We start from the raw sequence: 19,960 nt of genomic DNA, 5'->3' as shown, positions 1-19,960 counted from the left end.
TCTGGTCCCTCGGAGCCGAGCGCGAACCATGACAGCGCTCCTAGCGGCTGCCCTCGGTGTCGGCGTGTTCGCTGGCACCGGGGCGGCGGCGGTCGCCCAGGCCGCGTATGCAGCCGAACAGCGCACTGTCGGCACGCTCGAATTCGTCCCGCTCGAGGACCGTGGCGTCGATGTCTCCGCGTACCTGAATCCGGATCCCACGATCACGACTGCGGACGGCCGCCGGCGCAACACCTTCGGAACGCCGGTCTACGACGCGGACACCGACCCGAAGCTCGTGACCTACCCGAGCACGCTCACGCCCCAGCAACGTGCGGCGCAGGAACTGCTCGTCACCCGGAACTTCATCGCGGCGCAATGCATGGCGGAACTCGGCCTGGACTTCACCTTCTCCCTCCCGTGGGAGCGGACGGAGGATCAACGCCGCAGCAACTCCATCGATCTCCCCGCAGTCGGCACGCCGGAGTGGAAGGCGTACGTCGGCACGCGGCTCGCGGGCGAAAGCTACAACTGGGAGGACGCCGGCTGTGGCGGGTACGCGGAGCATGTCCTCGCATCAACCGGCGACGGCACCGAATGAGCGTCCCTTGAGGCGCGCTATGCGGCCGAAGCCGCTCCTCTCCCATGACTGCCGTCTCGGGAGACACGCCATGCGCGAACGATCCGCCTGGGACCAGCTCCTCGACGAGCCGGCGCGATGTCGCTGCAGATGCCACGGTGCGAGCCTGGGCTAGGAACCGGCGCAAGCGCCGAGAGTGCCCGTTCCGCTCGCCACGCGCGTCTCAGTGAGCGGAACGTGCGCTTTCGGCGGGCGCTGCCGACGCGGCGTCCAGCAGTTCGAGCACGTGGCGGTAGTCCTCGCCCGTGGCGCGGGTCATCCCGAGTTCGCAGGTGCGGTTGCAGGACGCGTGCGCGTCGGCACCCAGGGCGGCGACCTCGGTGGCCTCGGCCTTCGTCGCGGAGGCCGTCAGCTCGGGGTGCAGCATGCCGCGGTCGCCGGCGAAGGCGCAGCAGCCCCAGTCGTCCGGGACGTGCACGCGCTCGGCCACGGCTTCGCCGATCCGCACGAGATCGGGGTCGAGGCCCATCTGCCGTGAGGAGCAGGTCGGGTGCAGGACGAGTTGCTCGATCTGCGCTGACACGTCGACCCGGGGCAAGATCTCCCGGGCGGCGAAGGCCACCGCGTCCTCGACGACCACGCCGCTCTCGCTGAGGAGCTTCGCGAAGCCCTCGGTGCAGCTCGACGCGTCGCTGACGACCACGAGCCCACTGTCGGCCACGGCCGCTCGGATGCGTTCGACCGTGCGTTGCTCGTTCACCGCAGCACCGGACGCGAACCCCTTCGACGACCACGGGGTGCCGCAACAGATCGACTCCACGCCGTCGGGGACCATCATGCTCAGGCCCGCCCGCTCGAGCAGTCGGGTGAAAGCGCCCATGACGCCGTCCCCGCCGTCCACCGCGCCGAACATGCTGTTCACGCACGCCGGGACGTAGATGCCGACGGTCGGACCGTCACCGGCACCCACCGTCCGGCCGAGGGCCTTCCGCGACCGTCCGCCGCCCGGCAGATCGCCCGAGTACTTCGGCACGGTGTCCGCGCCGAGCACGGCACGCGCGACGTCCGTCACCGCACCGACCACCGGGGCCGGCAAAAGCTTCGCGCCGGAGAGCGCGACCGAACCGATCCTCGTGACCGGCCCCCAACCGGTGGCAGCAGCCTTCCAGCCCGCGGCGGCGACCGGAGCCGCCTCCGTGCGCCGGATGCGCTTGACCAGCGCGCCCGTGTTGATCTGGACCGGGCACGCCGTCTGACACATCCCGTCGACGGCGCAGGTCTGCACGCCGGCGTAGTCGTAGTCGTCCGCGAGCTCCTCCGCGAGGGCGATGTCCCCGCGAGCGCGAGCGGACTCCTCGGCACGGCGGACGACGATGCGCTGCCGCGGCGTCAGCGTCAGGTCGCGACTCGGGCAGACGGGTTCGCAGTACCCGCACTCCACGCAGCGGTCGACCTCCTCCTCGACGGTCGGCTGGAGCTTGATCCGCTGGAGGTGCGCCTGGGGATCCTCGTCGATCAGCACGCCGGGGTTCATCACCCCGGCCGGGTCGACCAACCGCTTCAGCTCGAGCATCACCCCGTACAGTTCGTCGCCGTACTGCCGGCGGACGTACGGTGCCATGGCGCGACCCGTGCCGTGCTCGGCCTTCAGGTTGCCGCCCGCCGCGAGGACGAGGTCGACCATCTGCTCGGTGAAGCCGTTGAACCGGCCGAGTGCGGCGTCGCCCTCGAACCGGTCGGTCAGCATGAAGTGGATGTTGCCGTCCTTCGCGTGGCCGAAGATGACCGAGTCGCGATAGGCGTGCTGCACGAAGAGCTCCTGCAGGCTCGCGCAGGTGTCGGCGAGGGCGGCGGTCGGCACGACGATGTCCTCGAGGAGGGCCGTGGTGCCGGAGGGACGCGCTCCCGCGACCGAGGCGTAGAGGCCCTTCCGGAGTGCCCAGGCGCGCGACCGCTGGGATGCATCGCTCGAGAACACCACCGGCGCGTGCACGTCCAGACCGTTCAGGAGCACACCGCCCGCCGTCGCGCGGTCCCTGAGTTCGACGGCGTCCTCGGAGCGGTACTCGACGAGGAGTGCCGCGTGATCCTGCGGCGTGAAGCCCTGGATCTCCGCCGGGCTGCCGGGGAGACGCTGCCCGACCGTCAGGGACGTGGCGTCCATGAGCTCGAGCGTCGCGGCTCCGGACGCGACCAGCTCGGGCAGCGCGCGCGTCGCCGCGTCGAGGGAGGGGAACACGGCCAGCGCCGTCGACACCAGTGGGAGGACGGGGACGGTGCGGAAGGTCGCCTCGGCGACGAATGCCAGCGTGCCCTCCGAGCCGATGATGAGGTGCTGCAGGACGTCCACGGGCGACTCGAAGTCGAGGAACGCGTTGATCCCGTACCCCATGGTGTTCTTCAGGGAGAACTGGCGCTCGATGGACGCGACCGACGCCGGGTCGGATCGCACGCGGCGCTGCAGGCGCTCGATACCCTCGGCGAGCTCGGGTTCCGCTTCGTGGAGCCGTTGGTCGGCCGTCGGGTCGGCCGTGTCGATCGTCGTGCCGGACGGGAGGACGAACACCATCGACTCCAGCGTCCGGTAGGTGTTCTCGTCGATCCCGCAGGCCATGCCGCTGGAGTTGTTCGCGATGACGCCGCCGATCGTGCACGCCACCTCGCTCGCCGGATCCGGGCCGAGGCGGTAGCCGAGTCGCGTGAGTCGCGCGTTGACCTGCGCCACCGTCGCCCCCGGCTGCACCCGGACACGCTTGCCGTCGTCGAGCACCTCGATGGACTTGAACCGCTGCCTGGTGTCGACGATGATGCCGGAACCGGAGGCCTGACCGGACAGGCTGGTGCCGCCCGACCGGAACGTGACGGGCGCGGCGGACCGCGTCGCCGCCCGGAGGATCGCGGCGACCTCGGCGGCGCTCTCCGCGATGACGACCGCCTCCGGTGTCAGCAGATAGTGCGATGCATCCCCGGCGTACGCGGCCAGGTCGATCGCCCGGGTGCGGATCCGGGAGGGGTCACCCACGGCTTCGCCGATGGCTTCGGTCATGAGGGATGGGACGGTGGTCGGGTGTGCCACGAGGCTTCCTTCTCGAATGCGGGCGTCAGCGGGGTGCCGGGGAGCGGGGTGCTGGGTTGCGGCTGCGGTGGCCGGACGCCTCAGAGGATGGGGCGTCGTCGGCCATCGCCCGGCCGATTCATTCGAAGCGTTGCCAGTCCGGCCGGTTGTCGTAGGTGTAGCGATAGTAGTCCGACAACTGCAGCCCTGATGCCGCTGCCTCGTCGACGATGACGGTGGCGTGCTCGTGCAGCTGGAGCGCCGACCCGGGGACGAACGCGCTGAGCGGTCCTTCGACGGCGGCCGCGACGGCGTCGGCCTTCCCCGCACCCTGGGCGACCAACACGAGCTCGCGCGCCTCGAGGATGGTCCCGAGTCCCTGCGTCATGCAGTGGGTCGGCACCTGGTCGGGCGAGTCGAAGAAGCGGGCGTTGTCCTGTCTGGTCTTCGGTGCCAGGGTCTTGATGCGCGTGCGTGACGCGAACGACGACGTGGGCTCGTTGAACCCGATGTGTCCGTTCGACCCGATGCCGAGGATCTGCACGTCGATGCCGCCGGCCTCCGCGATGGCCCGGTCGTACTCCTTCGCGGCGGCCGCGAGGTCCGCGGCGCGACCGTCCGGGACGCGGACGCGCGAGGGGTCGAAGCCGAGCGGGGCGACGACCTCGCGCGCGATCACGCTGGCGTACGACTCGGGGTGGTCTGCGGGGATGCCCACGTACTCGTCCAGCGCGAAGCCGCGCGCTTCGGCGAACGACAGCGAGCCCGCCTGCACGCGACGGGCCAGTTCCGCGTAGATGCCCTGCGGGCTGGACCCGGTCGCGAGCCCGATGACGGCTTGGGGCCGCCCGGCGACGATCGACGCGATCTTCGCGCCGGCGACGCGACCGACCTCGGCGGCGTCGGGAAGGATGATGATCTCCACGGTGTCCTCTCGTTCCTGCTCAGGCGCTCGCCGCGGCCACGGCCGAGCGGACGTCGCCCACGTGCGATTCCAGCAGCCGGGCGGCCGTCGCTGCGTCCACGTCGGCGAGGAGCATGACGACGGCGGTCTTCGCGTGGGCGCCGGCCTGCTCCAGGGCGTCGTCGGCGATCGACCGTTCGACCCCGGTGGCGTCGGCGACGATCCGCTGCGCGCGGTCGACGAGCTTCTCGTTGGTCGGCTTCACGTCGACCATCAGATTGGAGAAGACCTTGCCCGAGCGCACCATGGACGCGGTGGACAGCATGTTGCACACGAGCTTCTGTGCGGTACCGGCCTTCAGACGGGTCGAACCGGTGAGCGCCTCGGGGCCGGTCATCACCTCGATGGCGATGTCCGCCTCGGCGCTGATCCTGGCGTTCCGGTTGCAGGACACCGCGATCGTCCCCGCGCCCAGGTGGCGTGCGTAGCGCAGACCGCCGATGACGTACGGGGTGCGACCGCTGGCCGCGAGACCGACGACGACGTCCGTGGGGCGGAGGTCGGCCGCGATGAGTTCCGAGGCGCCGAGCTCGATGTCGTCCTCAGCACCCTCGACGGCGACGACGAAGGCGTGCTCGCCCCCGGCGATGAGCCCAACGACCTCGGAGGGGTCGGTGCCGAAGGTCGGCGGGCACTCGACCGCGTCGAGCAGTCCGATCCGACCGCTCGTCCCCGCGCCGAGGTAGATCAGTCGTCCACCCTGCCGACGAGCCTCCGTGATGCGCTCCACGGCGCGCGCGATGCTCGGCAGTTCCGCTCGGACCGCGTCGGCGACGAGTCGGTCCTCGTCGTTGATCACCTCGAGCAGCCGGAGCGTGTCCAGCGTGTCGAGGTCGACCGTGCGCGGGTTGCGTCCCTCGGTGGAGAGCGCTGCCAAGGTACTCGATGCTTCAGGCACGATCGGCCCTCCGTTCTGGGTCGGACGGGCTGGCGCCGTCGTGGTGGTCCGTGGGGCTGTCGACGGTCATGCTTCGAACCGCAGCGAGCGAGGCGGCCCGTCGAGCGTCCGCGCGGGGAGCGAGTGCCCCGGGACGATCGCGCCGAGGACGCTGCCGTGCGAGGCGCCGGTGGCCGAGGGGAGGGATCCCGCCTGGCCGTTCACCGTCAGGAAGCCGAGGACGGCGAAGGCGAGCGCCTCCTTCGCATCGGACGGGAGGCCCGCGTCGTCGCTGCTGACGACGTCGGCCTCGGGGAGTGCAGCCCGGATGCGCGCGACGAGCTGGGGATTGCGCACCCCACCACCGGCGAGGATGACGCGCTCCACCCCACGGACGGCGTCGGCGACGGTCCGTGCGGTCAGTTCGGTCAGGGTCGCGACGAGGTCCTCGATCGGAAGCGTCGGGCGGCCGGCGAGCTGCTCGCGGAGGTAGTCGAGGTGGAACAGTTCCTTGCCCGTCGACTTCGGGGCGGGGCGCTGGTAGTACGGCTCGCGCAGGAGGAGGTCGAGCGTCTCCTCGTCGACGGTGCCACGTGCGGCGAGCTCACCGTCGGCGTCGAACTGCCGGGCGCCGCCGGTGTGCTCGGCGACGACGGCGTCGATGAGGGCGTTCGCCGGTCCGCTGTCGAACGCGATCGGGTCCTGGCCGGGCCGCACGATGGTGGCGTTGGCGATGCCGCCGAGGTTGACGGCCGCAGCGGTCTCGCCACCCAGCCAGAGCGCGTCGATCATGCTGACGAGCGGAGCACCCTGCCCGCCGGCCGCGACGTCACGTGAACGCAGGTCGGCGACGACGGTGCAGCCCGTGCGTTCGGCGATCCAGGCCGGCTGGCCGAGCTGCAGCGTGCCCTCGACCCGGCCGTCCTCGACCCAGTGGTACATCGTCTGGCCGTGGGAGACGATCAGGTCGGCCTCCCCGTCGCAGAGCTCTGCAACCGCTCGGACGGCGAGGTCGGCGAAGGCCTGCCCGATCCGCGTGTCCAACCGACAGATGTCGTCGACACTGGTGGTCGCCGGTGGCAGGGCTGCGGTGATCGCGGCTCGCAGTTCCGGGTCGTACCCGGCGGTGAGCATCCCGAGTGGGCGGACGACGAGGGTGTCGCCGTCCACGCTGATCTCGGCTGCGGCGGCGTCGATCGCATCGTGCGAGGTGCCGGACATGAGGCCGATGACGCGCATCGGGCGGCTCACTTGCGCAGCTCCGCCCGGTGGGCGTTCCCACGCAGCGTACCGATGGCGATCGCGCTCACGAGGCAGGTCGCCATCACGTAGTACGCCGGGACGTCGACGTTGCCGGTCGAGGCGATCAGCGACGTGATGATGAGGCCGGCGCTGCCCGAGAAGACGGCGTTCGAGATCGAATAGGACAGCCCGAGGCCGGTGTACCGCACGGAGGTGGGGAACATCTCGGCGAGCATGGCGGGGCCCGGGCCTGCGATCAGGCCGACGACCGCTCCGGCGACGAACACGGCGAGGCCGTGGACACCGACGCCGAGGTCCGGGTTCTGCAGCACGTTGAGCAGGGGCAGCGCCAGGATCACGATGAGACCGGTGCCGGCGAGCATCACCCAACGCCGACCGATCTTGTCCGACAGCCACCCGGCCGGGAGGATCGTCGCCGCGAAGCCGGCGTTCGCGAGCACCGTGGAGATCAGTGCCTCCTGGAAGGACGCGTTGAGGCTGCTCTGGAGGTAGGAGGGCATGACGACGAGGAAGGTGTACCCGGCGGCGGACCAGCCCATCAGGCGGCCGATCCCCAGGAGGATCGCCTTGGCGGTCTCGGCGGCGCCCGCACGCACGACCACCGGCTTGGCGACGTCGGTGGTGTCTGCGGCGGCGACCTTCTGGAACTCCGGGGTCTCCTCGAGCTTCAGGCGGAGGAACAGGGCGACCGCGCCGAGGGGGATGGCGAGCAGGAAGGCGATTCGCCAGCCCCACGCCGCCAGATCGGCTTCGGACAGCAGGGATGCCAGCAGTGCGACGGTGCCGGCGCCGCCGAGGAGTCCGAGCGCGACCGTGAACGACTGCCACGATCCGTAGAAGCCGCGCTTCCCGGCCGGGGCGAACTCGGTCATGACCGAGACGGCGCCACCGAACTCACCGCCGGCGGAGAGGCCCTGCAGGATGCGCACGATCGTGAGCAGGATGGGCGCCGCGATGCCGATGGAGGCGTACGTCGGGAGGATGCCGATGAGTGCGGTCGCCCCGGACATCATGACCAGGACGAGGATGAGCGTCGGCTTGCGGCCGATCCGATCGCCGATCCGGCCGAAGAGCGCCGCCCCGACCGGGCGGAAGAAGAAGGCGATCGCGAAGGACGCGTAGGTCGCGATGAGCGACTCGATGCCGGTCTGCTGGCCGTCGCTGAAGAACTGCGCGGCGAGGATCGTGGCGAGGAACCCGTAGATCCCGAACTCGTACCACTCGATGAAGTTGCCGACGCTGCCGGCGACGATCGCCCGGCGTCGGGCGGTGCTGCTGATCACGTCGCTGCGTGGTGTGGAGCTGGTCACGGGACCTCCCTTGGTTCCTGGATCGTGCATGCCGGCAGCACCCGCGGTACTCCGCTACACGTGTCGGCCAGTCCGCACCTGAGGAGGGCACTGGTCGCGAGTCGGTGCAACAAACATACACAACTCAACGACGGATGGTAATTTCCATACATCCCGCCGGTGGGTGCCGACGGTACAGTGTTGACGGTCGAGAGGAGCACCGATGGGAGCCGACGTCCACCGGACATCACGGGCGGTGTCCACCGAGGTGCGCGCCCGTCTCGATGAACTCCGTCCCTCCGAGCGGCGGATCGCCGAATCGCTGCTCGCCGACCCGGGTGCCTTCGCAACGCGGTCGGTCGCCGAGATCGCCGAGGGGGCCTCGACGTCGACGACGACGGTCGTCCGTTTCACGCGCAAGATCGGCTACGACCGCTTCAAGGACTTCCGCCACGACCTGACCGAGGAGAACCTCCGCGAGCGGCTCGCGCTCGCCGGGACGAACGTGCAGTCGCCCGACATCGTCGCCGGAGACAGTCTCGACGACATCGTCGCGAAGGTCGCCGCGAACGAATCGCTCTCGATCGCCGACACCGCACAGGCGCTCGACACGGCGGCCCTCACGCGTGCGGTCGCTGCGGTCGCCGGCGCTCGCCGGGTCGACATCTTCGGTGTCGGAGCGAGCTCCATCGTCGCCGTCGACCTGCAGCGGAAGCTCTCGCGGATCGGGCGCGTGGCGCTCGAATGGCCTGACCCGCATGCCGCCTGGACCGCCGCTGCGATCCTCAACGAGCAGGCGGTCGCCGTCGCGATCTCGCACTCCGGCGCGACCGCTGACACCGTCGACTACCTCCGGCTCGCGGCCCGCTCCGGGGCGACGACCATCGCGATCACCAACCACGCGGAGTCGACCCTGGCGACCAGCGCGGACATCGTCCTCCAGACGTCCGCGCGGGAGACGGCGTTCCGCTCGGGAGCGCTCGGCAGTCGCATCGCACAGCTGATGGTCGTCGACTGTCTCTTCATCGGTGTCGCCCAGGTCGACTCCGAAGCGTCCATCGGTGCGCTGCAGCGGACCTTCGACGCGGTCCGCGAGCGTCGCTCCTCCGAGTGACGCCGGTGCCGGGCCCTCTGCACAGCAGGGCGTCGACCGCGAGGGTTGCCATCGCGACCGGCCTTGCTAGAGCATCCCGGTCAACACTCCGCCGTCCGCGCGGAGGGCTGCACCGTTCGTCGCCGACGCCAGTGGGCTCGCGAGGTAGGCCGCCACCGAGGCGATCTCCTCGGGCTCCATGAAGCGTTCGAGCAGAGTGGTGGTGTTGCGACCGATGATCGAGGCCTTCACCGCGTCGACCGGCGCGGCCCGGTCGGCGGCGATCGACTCGATCGTCGTGGCGACGCCGTCCGAGTAGGTCGGGCCGCCGAGGATCGTGTTGACCGTCACGGCGCTGCCGCAGGTCAGCTTCGCGAGTCCGTTGCCGAGGGCGATCATCGCCGCCTTCGTGACGCCGTAGTGGATCATGTCGGCGGGGATGTTCACGCCGGACTCGCTGCTGACGAACAGGATTCGTCCCCAGCCGCGGTCCAACATGCCTGGCAGGGCGTGCCGGGACAGCCGGACGCCGCTCATCAGGTTGACCTCGAGGATGTGGGACCAGTCGTGGTCCGAGATGGCCTCGAATTCCGCGAGACCGAACTGGCCCACGTTGTTCACGAGGATGTCCACGGCGCCGAGGTCACCGAGCAGTTGCTCGACGGAGGCGGGATCGGCGAAATCTGCGACGATCCCGTCGTGGCCGGCATCGGGGTGCGTGCGCCGAAGCGCGGCGACCGCGTCCTGCACCGCCTGCTCGGAGCGTCCGTTCACGATGACGCGTGCGCCTTCGGCAGCGAGCCTCCGCGCGACGGCGGCACCGATGCCGCCGGTCGATCCGCTGATGAACGCCGTCTTGCCGCGGAGTTGTAGGTCCATGTCGTCTCCCTCTGTCGGCGATACGCCGCCTCACTTGCTCAGGCAAGTCACTCTAGGTCGGTTCACTTGCTCAAGCAAGTCGAATAGGCTTGCCCCATGACCGAATCCGCCGAACATCCTGGCCTCAGCGGCGAGCGGCTCGCGGCCTGGGCCTCAGTCGCCACCGTGGTGGAGCGGCTTCCCGCGGCACTCGACGCCCAGCTGCAGCGAGACAGCGGGCTGAGCCACTACGAGCACGGGCTGCTCTTCGCGCTCGACACCGCCCCGGACCGCACACTCCGGATGAGCACGCTCGCCTCGTACGCGAGCAGCACGCTCTCGCGGCTCTCCCGCGCGGTTTCGCGACTCGAGAAGCAGGGCTGGGTGCGACGCGAGGTCGACCCCACCGATGGTCGGTTCACCCTCGCCGTCCTCACGGACGACGGCCACGCGCACGTCGCCCGGTCCACGCCGGCGCACCACGCCCTCGTCGAGGAGCTCGTCTTCGGCTCGCTCACGGAGGCGCAGGTGCGACAACTGGCCGAGATCAGCGCGAGGATCGCGACGACGATCGATCCGACCGTGCCGTGGGCGCCGTCCGAGTGAACCTCGGAAAGACGTCCTTGTGGGCGCGCTCACGCCGGGCGTAGCTTGACCGCATGAGCCTCTTCATCACGTGTCCGGTCGAGAGCGTCGAACGCGCGACCGCCTTCTACGACGCCCTCGGCTGGACCCGCAACGCGGCGATGTCCTCTGACCAGGTCTCCTGTTTCGAGATCGCTCCCGGGCAATACGTCATGCTCGGGAGCCGAGAGATGTACGCGAGCGTCGGCGGCACCGAGGAGCTGATCGGCGGACCGGACACGCCCTCGAAGGTGACGGTCTCCTTCGACCTCGGCAGTCGCGAGGCGGTCGACGAGCTCGTCGAGCGGGCCGGTGCCGCGGGTGGACGGATCGGCGACACCGACGACTACCCGTTCATGTACCAGCGCCAGTTCGACGACCCCGACGGGTACCACTACTCGCCGTTCTGGATGAAGCCCGACGCCGAGCCGACCGCCTGAGTGACCTCCCCGCGACACGGCGCGGCGAGCAGGTCGCCGGGCGCGAGGTCGCGGGGGAGCAGCACGCGCTGCTCGGTTCCTGCCGCGCTGTCGAGGTGGAACGACACTGTGTGCGTCGTCGACGCTCGCCCGATCAGCCGGAGTTCCGACCAGCACGGCTCGACGTCTGCGAGACAGGCGTCGAGGGTGAGGTGATGGCCGTCCTCGCCGAACGCCGCAGCGACGACGCGAGTGACGACCACGGAGGCCTGCTCGGTGGCGGACGGGCACCCGCCGGTGCCGGGGATCACCGCTGCCGCCGAGTGGACGCACGGGGTTCCGCGCTGCTCGACCAGGCGCAGCATCGGAACGTCGTCGACGATCACGTCCGTGGTGCTGAGGTGGGTGTGTGCCGGCCAGCGGTCGGCGAGGAACGGGTCCGGGATGCTGCGGCGGAGTGAAGGCAGGATCGTCGTGAGGGTCATGACCTCCGGTCTACGCCTCGCCTCCCGCCCGAATACCAGTCCTCACGGGATCCATACATCGTTCCCCGGAACCCAGACGGTCTCCTCACGTCGCGCGCGGGCGAGGGGGCATCGGGCCCCGACCATGGCTGGCATCTCCTGTCAGAGTTCGCGCGCGAACGACACCGTCGTGGCCGTGCGTCCGGTCTCGGCGAGTCCCGCCTTCAGGAGGACCCGCTGGGATGCGAGGTTGGTGACGTCGGTCTCCGCGGCCGCCCGTTCTGCGCCATGCGCTGCGGCGAACGACAGTGCGCCGGCGACCGCTTCCGTCGCGAGTCCGACCCCGCGAGCAGCGGGAACGAGACCGTAGCCGAACTCGACGCGGCCATCGCTGTCGGGCGGACCGAAGAAGCCGAAGCCACCGACGGCCGACCCGTCGGCATCACGGATGAGGTACATCGTGAAGATCGGGTCGCCGTCGGTCGATTCCGCGAGGCCACGGAGCGGGCCGAGCTCGTCGGCGAAGGGGTACTCCGGGTGCCAGGCGTCACCGTCGCGCTCATCGAGTTCGATGATGCGTCGTGCGAGCGCGGGGGAGATCGGTTCAAGGGTGGTTCGTTCGGTGCGGATGATCATCGACGCCAGTCTGGCAGGGGCCAGACACGCATGATCGCCATGCGGTATCGGCCGGTCTGACGCCGCCGCCCAGAGCGCCCGTTCTGCGCTTGACCGGAGCGTCAGGGGACGGATTGCGCACTCTCGGTGGCCTCCTCGAGGACCTCCAGCTCGTGACGCACGTGGTCGAGCGCATCCCCGGGGTGGCGATGCTGCAGATCGTGCAGCATGAACCGGCAGGCCCAGATGCGTGCGGCCGTCGACGCCTCGTCGAGGTTCGCGCCGTCGGTCCAGCCCGCGAGGAACGCCCGCCACACCGGCTGGTCGAGCAGCGGTATGGCGTGCGGGTCCAGCCGGAAGATGGCGGAGGTCCTGGCCCGGTCGTAGTCCGGCGACCCGGCTGCGGCGTTGGTCCAGTCGATGACGGCGGTCACGCGGTCGTCCGGCCCCAGCAGGATGTTCAACGGGTGGAGATCGAGATGCAGGAGCGAGCGCTCGCCGTCGATGGAGGCGAACGCCGGCGGAGCGGTGACCGTCCACAGCGCCGCCTGCGCACGACCACAGGCCAGACCCCGGGTGAAGGCCCGCTCCGCGGTCACCCCGCTGAGATCGGCGGCGACGGTGCCGTCGACCCGCTCGATGAGCGAGGCCGCCCATGGTCCGCCGTCGGTCGGGACGAAGGTACCGAGGGTCGCTGGAACCGGCACAGCCACGGAGGCTGCGTTCGCAGCGGCGAGTTCGTGCGCGATCGTCTCCGGGGAGCCCAGGCGCAGCACGACGTCGTCGGTACCGAACACCCGCCCGGTCATCCCGCCGAGCGGCTCGAGGCGTTCATGATCGAGCCCGAAGTGGGCGCTCGCTTCGATGAGGGCGCGACGGAATCCGCGCTCGTTGTCGTCGACCATCACGTCATCGTAGGTGAAGCGCGCCATCTGGTCACGGCTGTCGTCACCGTCTCCCCGATGACGAGCGGGTCGTGGCTGAGCGGCGCTGCCATGCCACTGTCGCAACGATGAGGACGGTCGTGATCGCCAGGCCCAGGACCGCTCCCATCGCGACATCATGGACGTAGTGCACGCCTTGCACGACCCGGCCGGCGGCGACGAGCGCCGCCAGCGCGAGCGCCGAGCATGTGACCCACCAACGGCCGACGGCGATCGCTATGACGACGGTCGCTCCGAACGCGAGCGTCGCGTGATTCGACGGCAGTGACCAGTCGCCGGCCGGCGGGCATTCGGTCGCGATCGACCACCGGGTGCATGGTCGAGGTTGGGCGAAGAGGAGTTTCAGTCCCTCGCTCGCGGCGTAGGCGAGGCCGACCCCGGCGGCGCCGGCGAGCAGCCGCGCCCGCCGTTCCGGGTGGCGGACCCAGGCGAACGCAGCCGTCGACATCGTCGTCGCCGCCAGGAGTGCGAGGCCGATCTCCGAGGCGAGTTCGACGTTCGGGATGGCCGAGCCGAGGGCGGCGAGCCAGCGCGTGCCGACGACGCTGACGCTGCCCGGCGCTGGGGCGATGAGGAGGGTGAGAGCGAAGAGGGTCACCGCAGCGAACGGTAGGAGGGCGCGGCGATGCGGGATAGAAAGCGGCATGCCTCGACCGTATGGACTTGCCACCGGCATCGCATCGGACTCCGGATGGCCCTGATGTCGCCACCGAGTCGGATGTGGAGAGCGCTGAGATCGTGCAACCGGCGCGCTCAGTGCTGCAGTTGTGTGGTCGGAAGCCGGCGCGCACCGAGACCGACGGGCTATACCGCGCCACGACGCACGACAGCCGGGAGAGGATGGATGCATGACTGCTCTCCACGGAATCGATATCGCCGCCGAACTCCGACAGGTCGAGGCCCACTGGACTCCTCGAGTGGTCGGGCGGGTCAACGATCAATACGTGAAGGTGGCGAAGCTCCTCGGCCAGTTGGTCTGGCACGACCACGCGAACGAAGACGAGATGTTCCTCGTCGTCTCGGGCACGCTCCGTATCCAGCTCCCCGACGATGAGGAGGTCGTGCTCACGCCGGGCCAGTTCTTCGTGGTGCCGCGGGGCGTGCAGCACAATCCCATCGCCGACGAGGAGGTCGAGATCGTCTTGATCGAGACCGTCACGACCGCGCACACCGGTGACGTGATCGTCGAGGGCACGGTGCCCGTCGAGCGTCAGCTGGGCGACTTCCGCTGAGGACATGATCGCCGGACGGCACTCGACCGTAGGGTGGGCGGATGCCTGTTCCGGATGAATCACGTTGGACCACGCTCGGGAAGACGACGGTCCAGCGAGGTCGAGTGACCTTGGTCGATCACGAGGTCCGATTGCCGGACGGGTCGCGGTCGAGCTATCTCGTCGACGAGAGCGTTCCCTTCTCCGTCGCCTCGCTGATCATCGACGGCGACGACGTGCTCCTCGCACGTCAGTACCGATACCCGCTTGACCGCTGGATCCACGACCTGCCGGGCGGTGCCGGTCGAACAGACGAAGCCCCGCTCGATGCCGCCCGGCGTGAGCTCGAAGAAGAGCTCGGTATCGTTCCGGACGACCTCCGACCGCTGCACACCTTCTTCATGAACCCGGGGCGAGCGTCCTGGCCGACACACCTGTTCATCTCGACTCGAGGCATCCGCCCCGGCCTGGCAGACCTGTCGGATCCCGCGGAGCAGGTGCGGCTCGTGCGCATCCCGCTGTCCGAGCTCGACGCGCTGATCGCCACCGGAGCGATCGTCGACCCGCCGCTCATCGTCGCCCGAGCCGTGGCGGCGGCCCAGGGCATCCTCCCGCCGCTGGGAGTGGCAAACGAGTAACGATCTCGCTGAACGCATCTGACCGAGAGCTCGAGCAGGCGGCACCGGTCGCGCTCCCTCGATTCGGGTACGCTCGCGGCGTGAACGAAGACGAGACGCTCGTCCACGTGACGCACGACGCGCCGTGGCTTCCCCCGGGAGGCCGGGCCGAGGTGGTCCGCCGGACGACACCACCCCGGCCGATGGCGGTCGTGCGCCTGCTCCTGCGCGACTCCGACCAGGTGTTCTGCGTGCCGAGGCAGGGCACAGGGCGGCTCGATCTGCCGATGCTCGAGGCTGCATCCGATGATGTCGACGGCACGGCGGCCGTTCGTGAACTGGCGCAACGCATCACCGGTGAGCACGCGGGCACGCACTTCATCGGCGCCGTACGCAACGTCGTGGAGGCACCGGCCGACGGATACGACTGGCCGGCACCGGTCGCCCACTTCGGCGTGTGGGCTTCGGACGCGACTCCGAAGGCTCACGGCACATGGGTGCGTCTCGACGATGACGAGCATCAGCTGCGCGACCGACACTGGTACCCGTTGGTGAGCTGAGTCGACAGCTCAGCGCGGCGACCTGACCGGAACGAGGCAATCGACCTCGCCCTCGCGCCGGTAGTGCTCGATGTGGGGACGGCTCTCGTCGTGATCGGCGAGGTCGAAGAGCACCTCGAAGGCGTCGCCGATCCGGGCGTAGACGCCGGGCACCTCGCCGCGAAGACGCAGCCTGAGGTAGTCGCCGCCGGGGACCACGGTCTCTTCCAGGCCGAGCGGGTTGTCGGCATCCCGGTCCAGCCGCGCGGACGCCATGCGGTACCTGTCACTTCCTCCGTAGACCAGGCCCATCATCCTGCGGCCCCGCAACGAGTCGAACGAGTTCTCGAACGCCGGCCAAGCCGCCTGCACCTGCTCGATGTCGAGTGCGACGTCCTGACTGAGAGCGGCGATGTCGTCGAGCGTCACGACGTCGAGCCGGCCGAGGTGGTGGGCCCGTGGGAAATCGGTCGCGTCTCGTGTCATCCGATCCACGTGTTCCCTGCGGCGTAGAGGTCGTTGTCCTCGGCGTCATCCCCCTGCAGGAGCCGATGTTGGATCGCTGCCGCGACGCCGGCAAGAGCAGGCAGACCGATGGCCGCGCTGAGGATCAAACCGAGCTCTCCCGACATGACGGCGAAGGCGATTCCGACCCCGAGCACGACGATCACGACGGCACCGAAGATGAGCCAGGCGCGGCGCCGGTGACGGTGTTCAGCCGCGCGCCGCTCCTCGTCTCGGCGTTGTCTCGTGGAGCGCTTGGAGCGTTGCGTCATGTACGAACTCTCTCACGGAGGTCGTACCCGAGGTGCAGTGGTCGGCCGGTTGGCGATCGAAGCATCTCGGGGGATCGCAGCCTGCCGGAGGGGACGCGACGCACGGACGGCGCACCCGAGATCACCCGGGTGCGCCGTCCGTCTCCGGTGGTGGTTCCCTTACTGCTCGATGAAGGCGAGGAGGTCGGGGTTGATGATGTCGGCGTGGGTGGTCAGCATGCCGTGCGGGAAGCCCTCGTAGACCTTGAGGGTCGCGTTGCTGAGGAGCTCGGCCTGCTTGATGACGGCGTCCTCGTACGGCACGACCTGGTCGTCATCGCCCTGCATGCAGAGGACCGGCACGGAAATCGCCTTGAGATCCTCGGTCTGGTCGGTCTCGGAGAACGCCTTGATGCCCTCGTAGTGCGCCACGGCGCTGCCGGTCATGCCTTGACGCCACCAGTTGTCGATGACGGGCTGGGACACGGTGACACCGTCACGGTTGAAGCCGTAGAACGGGCCCGAAGCCACGGCCTGGAAGAACTCCGCCCGGTTCGCGGCGAGCGCGCTCCGGAAGCCGTCGAAGACCGAGATGGGCGTCCCTTCGGGGTTGGCGTCGGTCTGCACCATCAGCGGAGGCACGGACGAGACCAGGACCGCCTTCGCCACACGACCCTGCGGTTCGCCGTACTTGGCGACATACCGCGCGACCTGGCCGCCACCCGTCGAGTGGCCGATGTGGACGACGTTGCGCAGGTCGAGGTGCTCGACGACCGCCGACACGTCGCTGGCGTAGTGGTCCATGTCGTGGCCTGAGCCGATCTCCGAGGACCGCCCGTGACCGCGTCGATCGCTGGCCACGACGCGGTACCCCTTCGACAGGAAGAAGAGCACCTGCGCGTCCCAGTCGTCCGACGACAGCGGCCAACCGTGGTGGAACATGATGGGCTGCGCCGTCGGGTCGCCCAGATCCTTGTAGTAGATTTCCGTGCCGTCGTCCGTTGTCACGAATGGCATGACTGACCTCCAAGCTCATGTCGAGCCAAGCCGTGCTCGGAACGACTCGCGAATTCCACTTCCACGGAATGTGGGAGCGCGACCACGGTAACGCGGCGAAGCGGCGGATTCGACGGCCAGCTGAAAGTCCCGACACCTGTCCAAACCGGTTGCCGCAGACGTCCAGTTCCGCCCGGCCGAGAGTGCTCGTTCTGCTCGCTGAGCGTGCTCGGAAGAGCAGAACAGGCACTTTCGGCGGACGACGTGTTCAGTCGTGGTTCGCGAGCCAAGCCGTGATGGCCGCCGGTAGCTGCGTGAAGTCCTCGACGGCGGTGTCGGGCTCGATCGGGACACCGTAGCGCTTGCCCGTGCGGTCGGCGTCGACGGCGACCGTCAGGTTGACGACCGCGCCGTCGTAGAGGCGGACCGGCTGGTTCGCCGTGCTGAAGCCGTAGCTCGGCTGACCGAACACGCGCACGTCCGACTGCCCGATGAAGGCGATCGCGACCGCCTCCGCGGAGCTGCCGGTCGCCCCGTCGATGACCACGGCGATCGGACCGTCCACCTTCGGCTGCGGCTTCGTCGCCGCGCTCTGTCGATTGCCGTCGGACGAGACGCCCCCGCCCGACACCGAGACGACCGTCGACCTGTCGACGGACTCGAAGGTCTCGACGGTCCCGTCGTCGAGCAGGGGTGCCACGGCGGCCAGCATCGGCCACACGTTGCCGCCATGGTTGTCCCGCAGATCGACCACCCATGCCGACGTTTGGGGCGCGGCGGCGGTGATCGCGTCGACGGCCGTGTCGATGTATCGCTGGCCGAAGGAGTCGCTCCCGGAGCCGCCACCGATGAGTGTCGGGAGCCGGATCGTCGTCACACCGTCAGCGCTCGTGACGGTGGGCAGTTCGTTCTCCGCTTTCGATCCCGACGACGGCCCGAACAGTTCGGCCGCGGTCGCAGGATCGTTGAAGGTGGTGTGGGGGCCGCCCAGCTCGGCCGCCGCTTTCGTGAGCGGCCCGTAGGTGTCGGCATAGTCGGAGGCGTCCGCGACTGAGGCCAGAGCCCGCTCCCGCACTTGCGTGTAGCGGTCTGGCGTCGCGTTCACGCCCCGCTGCATCGCATCCAGCGCGACCTCCGCATACGTCTGCGGCGATGGTGGGACGAGGTAGATCCCGCACGACCGCAGGAGCGGCGCGGCGACGACCGCACCGCCGACCACCAGCGCGAGGAATGATGCCGTGACGACGGCAGCGATGAGGCCACGCCGACGCCGACGACGTCGCTGTTCCATGGGGGCCGGTGATGGCAAGGGCGGTCGACTGCGGGTAATGCCGGGCATGCCTCCAGGCTACAAATCGTCGATGGTCGAATCGTCAGCCCGCAGGACGATCCCGCTCGCGGAGCATCATCCGCAGGCGGGACGTGGCAGATGGATCCCACACCGAGGTGGCAGGATGCGGTCATGAGAAGTCACCATGTGAGCCGGGTCATCGGCGCTTCGCCGGACGCCGTCTACGAATACGCGTCCGACATCGACAATCTCCAACGGTGGGCGGCCGGTCTCGCGCAGGCCGAGGTGGTCCGCGAGGGCGACACACTCTTCGTCGAGTCGCCGATGGGTCGGGTGGAGGTCCGGTTCGTCGAGCGCAACCGCTTCGGCGTGCTCGACCACGACGTCACCCTGCCGTCGGGGACCGTCGTGACCAACCCGGTGCGCGTCCTGGCCCATCCGGAGGGTGCCGAGGTGGTGTTCACCGTGCGCCAGATCGAGCTGGACGACGACGCGTTCGCGCGTGACGTCGCGATGGTCGAGGCGGACCTCGAGCGCCTCGATCAGCAGGTCGCCGGGCAGGCCGGCGTTCGTCGATGACGCGCAGCACTGGTGGCGTCGTCGCCGTCGCCCTGGCCGGTGGGCTGGTGTTCGGGCTCGTGGGGTGCGCCTCCGCTACTCCGTCCCCTTCGATGTCACCGAGTTCCCCGGTCTCGGCCCCGCCGTCGGCCTCGCCCACGTCGATGCCCGACCGGTCCGTCGAGTTCCAAGCCCTGGAGGCCGAGTTCAGCGCGCGCGTCGGCGTGAGCGCCGTCGACACCGGGACCGGTGCTCGCCTGTCGTACCGCGCGGACGAGCGCTTCGGGTACGCCTCGACGATCAAGGCGCTCGCCGCAGCGGTCTTCCTCCACGAGGTGCGCGGCTCGGCGCGTGACGAAGTCGTCACCTGGTCGGCCGAGGATGTCGAGGAGGCCGGCTATTCGCCGGTGACGAGTGAACAGGTCGAGACCGGCCTGACCCTGTCGCAGCTCGCCGAGGCCGCCGTCCGGCGGAGCGACAACACGGCCCTCAACCTCGTCCTCGCGCGGATCGGTGGGCCCGCCGCGTTGGACGCCGCCCTCGTCGCGCTCGGCGATGAGGTGACCGAGGTCGTCAACGCGGAGCCGCTGCTGAACGTGATCGAACCGGGCAGCACCGATGACACCACCAGCCCTGCCGCGTTCACCGACAACCTGACGCGCCTCGTCGACGGCTCCTACCTGGAGTCCGCCGACCGGGCGACGCTCCTCGCCTGGATGAGCGGCAACGCGACCGGCGACACCCTGATCCGGGCAGGTGCTCCGGCGGGATGGCAGGTGGCCGACAAGTCCGGGGGTGCAGGTGGGATGCGCAACGACATCGCGATCATCGACCGGCCGGGCGGCGACCCGATCGTCCTGACCATCCTCACGAACACCCTCGACCCGGATGCCGAGTACGACGACGCGTTGGTCGCGGAGGCGGCGAGAGTCGCGCTCGCCGCCTTCGAGCAGTAGCCGGGCTCCTGCG

At 69.6% G+C, this 19,960-nt stretch carries 23 protein-coding genes; 9 read left to right on the top strand and 14 right to left on the bottom strand.

Annotated elements, in window-relative coordinates:
* The first annotated feature begins 28 nt into the window (after positions 1 to 28).
* Positions 29 to 580 carry a hypothetical protein gene (locus tag GV015_RS02615; RefSeq protein ID WP_159876384.1) on the top strand — a complete coding sequence of 184 codons (552 nt, stop codon included), beginning with the start codon at positions 29 to 31 and terminating at the stop codon, positions 578 to 580.
* 202 nt (positions 581 to 782) lie between these two features.
* Here GV015_RS02615 and GV015_RS02610 read toward each other — a convergent pair whose 3' ends face one another.
* From GV015_RS02610 to GV015_RS02590, 5 genes are all read right to left on the bottom strand, one after another.
* The gene (locus tag GV015_RS02610; RefSeq protein WP_159880032.1) at positions 783 to 3,605 is read right to left on the bottom strand and encodes an FAD-binding and (Fe-S)-binding domain-containing protein; all 2,823 of its coding nucleotides are present in this window, start codon (positions 3,603 to 3,605) and stop codon (positions 783 to 785) included.
* A gap of 148 nt (positions 3,606 to 3,753) precedes the next feature.
* Positions 3,754 to 4,539, bottom strand: coding sequence for a glucosamine-6-phosphate deaminase (gene nagB / locus GV015_RS02605; RefSeq protein WP_124767739.1), 786 nt, complete (start codon positions 4,537 to 4,539; stop codon positions 3,754 to 3,756).
* Between the two features lie 19 nt (positions 4,540 to 4,558).
* Positions 4,559 to 5,476: an N-acetylmuramic acid 6-phosphate etherase gene (murQ, locus tag GV015_RS02600; protein ID WP_236555304.1), complete on the bottom strand. Its 918-nt coding sequence runs from the start codon at positions 5,474 to 5,476 to the stop codon at positions 4,559 to 4,561.
* Between the two features lie 66 nt (positions 5,477 to 5,542).
* Positions 5,543 to 6,706: an anhydro-N-acetylmuramic acid kinase gene (locus tag GV015_RS02595; RefSeq protein WP_236555302.1), complete on the bottom strand. Its 1,164-nt coding sequence runs from the start codon at positions 6,704 to 6,706 to the stop codon at positions 5,543 to 5,545.
* Entirely contained in the window at positions 6,703 to 8,028 is a 1,326-nt protein-coding gene (locus GV015_RS02590; RefSeq protein ID WP_201299335.1) for an MFS transporter, read from the bottom strand. Before GV015_RS02590 ends, GV015_RS02595 begins: the two co-directional genes overlap by 4 nt.
* Before the next feature lie 202 nt (positions 8,029 to 8,230).
* Between GV015_RS02590 and GV015_RS02585 the strand changes: the two genes are divergently transcribed.
* Positions 8,231 to 9,121 (top strand): MurR/RpiR family transcriptional regulator, encoded by an 891-nt coding sequence (locus tag GV015_RS02585; RefSeq protein ID WP_159876378.1) that lies wholly within the window; start codon positions 8,231 to 8,233, stop codon positions 9,119 to 9,121.
* Between the two features lie 66 nt (positions 9,122 to 9,187).
* Here the strand turns inward: GV015_RS02585 and GV015_RS02580 are convergent, their stop codons facing one another.
* The gene (locus GV015_RS02580; protein ID WP_159876376.1) at positions 9,188 to 9,979 is read right to left on the bottom strand and encodes an SDR family NAD(P)-dependent oxidoreductase; all 792 of its coding nucleotides are present in this window, start codon (positions 9,977 to 9,979) and stop codon (positions 9,188 to 9,190) included.
* A gap of 96 nt (positions 9,980 to 10,075) precedes the next feature.
* Here GV015_RS02580 and GV015_RS02575 point away from each other — a divergent pair, with 96 nt between their 5' ends.
* Both GV015_RS02575 and GV015_RS02570 read left to right on the top strand, forming a co-directional pair.
* Positions 10,076 to 10,564, top strand: coding sequence for a MarR family winged helix-turn-helix transcriptional regulator (locus GV015_RS02575; RefSeq protein WP_159876374.1), 489 nt, complete (start codon positions 10,076 to 10,078; stop codon positions 10,562 to 10,564).
* 53 nt (positions 10,565 to 10,617) lie between these two features.
* Positions 10,618 to 11,022 carry a VOC family protein gene (locus GV015_RS02570; RefSeq protein WP_124767731.1) on the top strand — a complete coding sequence of 135 codons (405 nt, stop codon included), beginning with the start codon at positions 10,618 to 10,620 and terminating at the stop codon, positions 11,020 to 11,022.
* Here GV015_RS02570 and GV015_RS02565 read toward each other — a convergent pair.
* The 4 genes from GV015_RS02565 to GV015_RS02550 form a co-directional block, all read right to left on the bottom strand.
* The gene (locus GV015_RS02565; protein WP_159876372.1) at positions 10,977 to 11,486 is read right to left on the bottom strand and encodes a hypothetical protein; all 510 of its coding nucleotides are present in this window, start codon (positions 11,484 to 11,486) and stop codon (positions 10,977 to 10,979) included. The two genes, GV015_RS02570 and GV015_RS02565, sit on opposite strands and share 46 nt — an antisense overlap.
* Positions 11,487 to 11,627: 141 nt before the next feature.
* On the bottom strand, positions 11,628 to 12,101 hold the full coding sequence (locus GV015_RS02560; RefSeq protein ID WP_159876370.1) for a GNAT family N-acetyltransferase: 474 nt from the start codon (positions 12,099 to 12,101) through the stop codon (positions 11,628 to 11,630).
* Between the two features lie 101 nt (positions 12,102 to 12,202).
* A complete protein-coding gene (locus GV015_RS02555; protein ID WP_159876368.1) occupies positions 12,203 to 12,985 on the bottom strand; it encodes a phosphotransferase in 783 nt (260 codons plus the stop codon).
* Positions 12,986 to 13,028: 43 nt separating this feature from the next.
* Complete coding sequence (locus GV015_RS02550) at positions 13,029 to 13,622, bottom strand: phosphatase PAP2 family protein (RefSeq protein ID WP_159876366.1); 594 nt, start codon at positions 13,620 to 13,622, stop codon at positions 13,029 to 13,031.
* Between the two features lie 250 nt (positions 13,623 to 13,872).
* Between GV015_RS02550 and GV015_RS02545 the strand changes: the two genes are divergently transcribed.
* The 3 genes from GV015_RS02545 (at position 13,873) to GV015_RS02535 (ending at position 15,412) form a co-directional block, all read left to right on the top strand.
* Positions 13,873 to 14,256: a cupin domain-containing protein gene (locus tag GV015_RS02545; RefSeq protein ID WP_079704208.1), complete on the top strand. Its 384-nt coding sequence runs from the start codon at positions 13,873 to 13,875 to the stop codon at positions 14,254 to 14,256.
* Between the two features lie 41 nt (positions 14,257 to 14,297).
* On the top strand, positions 14,298 to 14,873 hold the full coding sequence (locus GV015_RS02540) for an NUDIX hydrolase (protein ID WP_079704207.1): 576 nt from the start codon (positions 14,298 to 14,300) through the stop codon (positions 14,871 to 14,873).
* Positions 14,874 to 14,953: 80 nt separating this feature from the next.
* A complete protein-coding gene (locus GV015_RS02535) occupies positions 14,954 to 15,412 on the top strand; it encodes an NUDIX hydrolase (RefSeq protein ID WP_159876364.1) in 459 nt (152 codons plus the stop codon).
* A 9-nt stretch (positions 15,413 to 15,421) separates the two neighbouring features.
* On the opposite strand, the gene GV015_RS02530 is transcribed toward GV015_RS02535, so the two are convergent.
* From GV015_RS02530 to GV015_RS02515, 4 genes are all read right to left on the bottom strand, one after another.
* On the bottom strand, positions 15,422 to 15,820 hold the full coding sequence (locus GV015_RS02530) for a GyrI-like domain-containing protein (RefSeq protein ID WP_236555300.1): 399 nt from the start codon (positions 15,818 to 15,820) through the stop codon (positions 15,422 to 15,424).
* A 53-nt stretch (positions 15,821 to 15,873) separates the two neighbouring features.
* Positions 15,874 to 16,167: a hypothetical protein gene (locus GV015_RS02525; protein WP_159876360.1), complete on the bottom strand. Its 294-nt coding sequence runs from the start codon at positions 16,165 to 16,167 to the stop codon at positions 15,874 to 15,876.
* A 159-nt stretch (positions 16,168 to 16,326) separates the two neighbouring features.
* Complete coding sequence (locus tag GV015_RS02520; protein WP_159876358.1) at positions 16,327 to 17,163, bottom strand: alpha/beta fold hydrolase; 837 nt, start codon at positions 17,161 to 17,163, stop codon at positions 16,327 to 16,329.
* Positions 17,164 to 17,410: 247 nt separating this feature from the next.
* Entirely contained in the window at positions 17,411 to 18,481 is a 1,071-nt protein-coding gene (locus GV015_RS02515; RefSeq protein WP_159876356.1) for a S41 family peptidase, read from the bottom strand.
* A gap of 123 nt (positions 18,482 to 18,604) precedes the next feature.
* Between GV015_RS02515 and GV015_RS02510 the strand changes: the two genes are divergently transcribed.
* Together GV015_RS02510 and bla are read left to right on the top strand one after the other, a co-directional pair.
* The gene (locus GV015_RS02510; protein ID WP_201299334.1) at positions 18,605 to 19,012 is read left to right on the top strand and encodes an SRPBCC family protein; all 408 of its coding nucleotides are present in this window, start codon (positions 18,605 to 18,607) and stop codon (positions 19,010 to 19,012) included.
* A complete protein-coding gene (gene bla / locus GV015_RS02505; RefSeq protein ID WP_159876354.1) occupies positions 19,009 to 19,947 on the top strand; it encodes a class A beta-lactamase in 939 nt (312 codons plus the stop codon). Before GV015_RS02510 ends, bla begins: the two co-directional genes overlap by 4 nt.
* Positions 19,948 to 19,960: the final 13 nt, after the last annotated feature.

The sequence above is a fragment of the Plantibacter sp. T3 genome (genome assembly GCF_902506515.1).
Lineage (GTDB): Bacteria > Actinomycetota > Actinomycetes > Actinomycetales > Microbacteriaceae > Plantibacter > Plantibacter auratus.
This window is presented reverse-complemented; position numbering and strand designations above follow the sequence as displayed.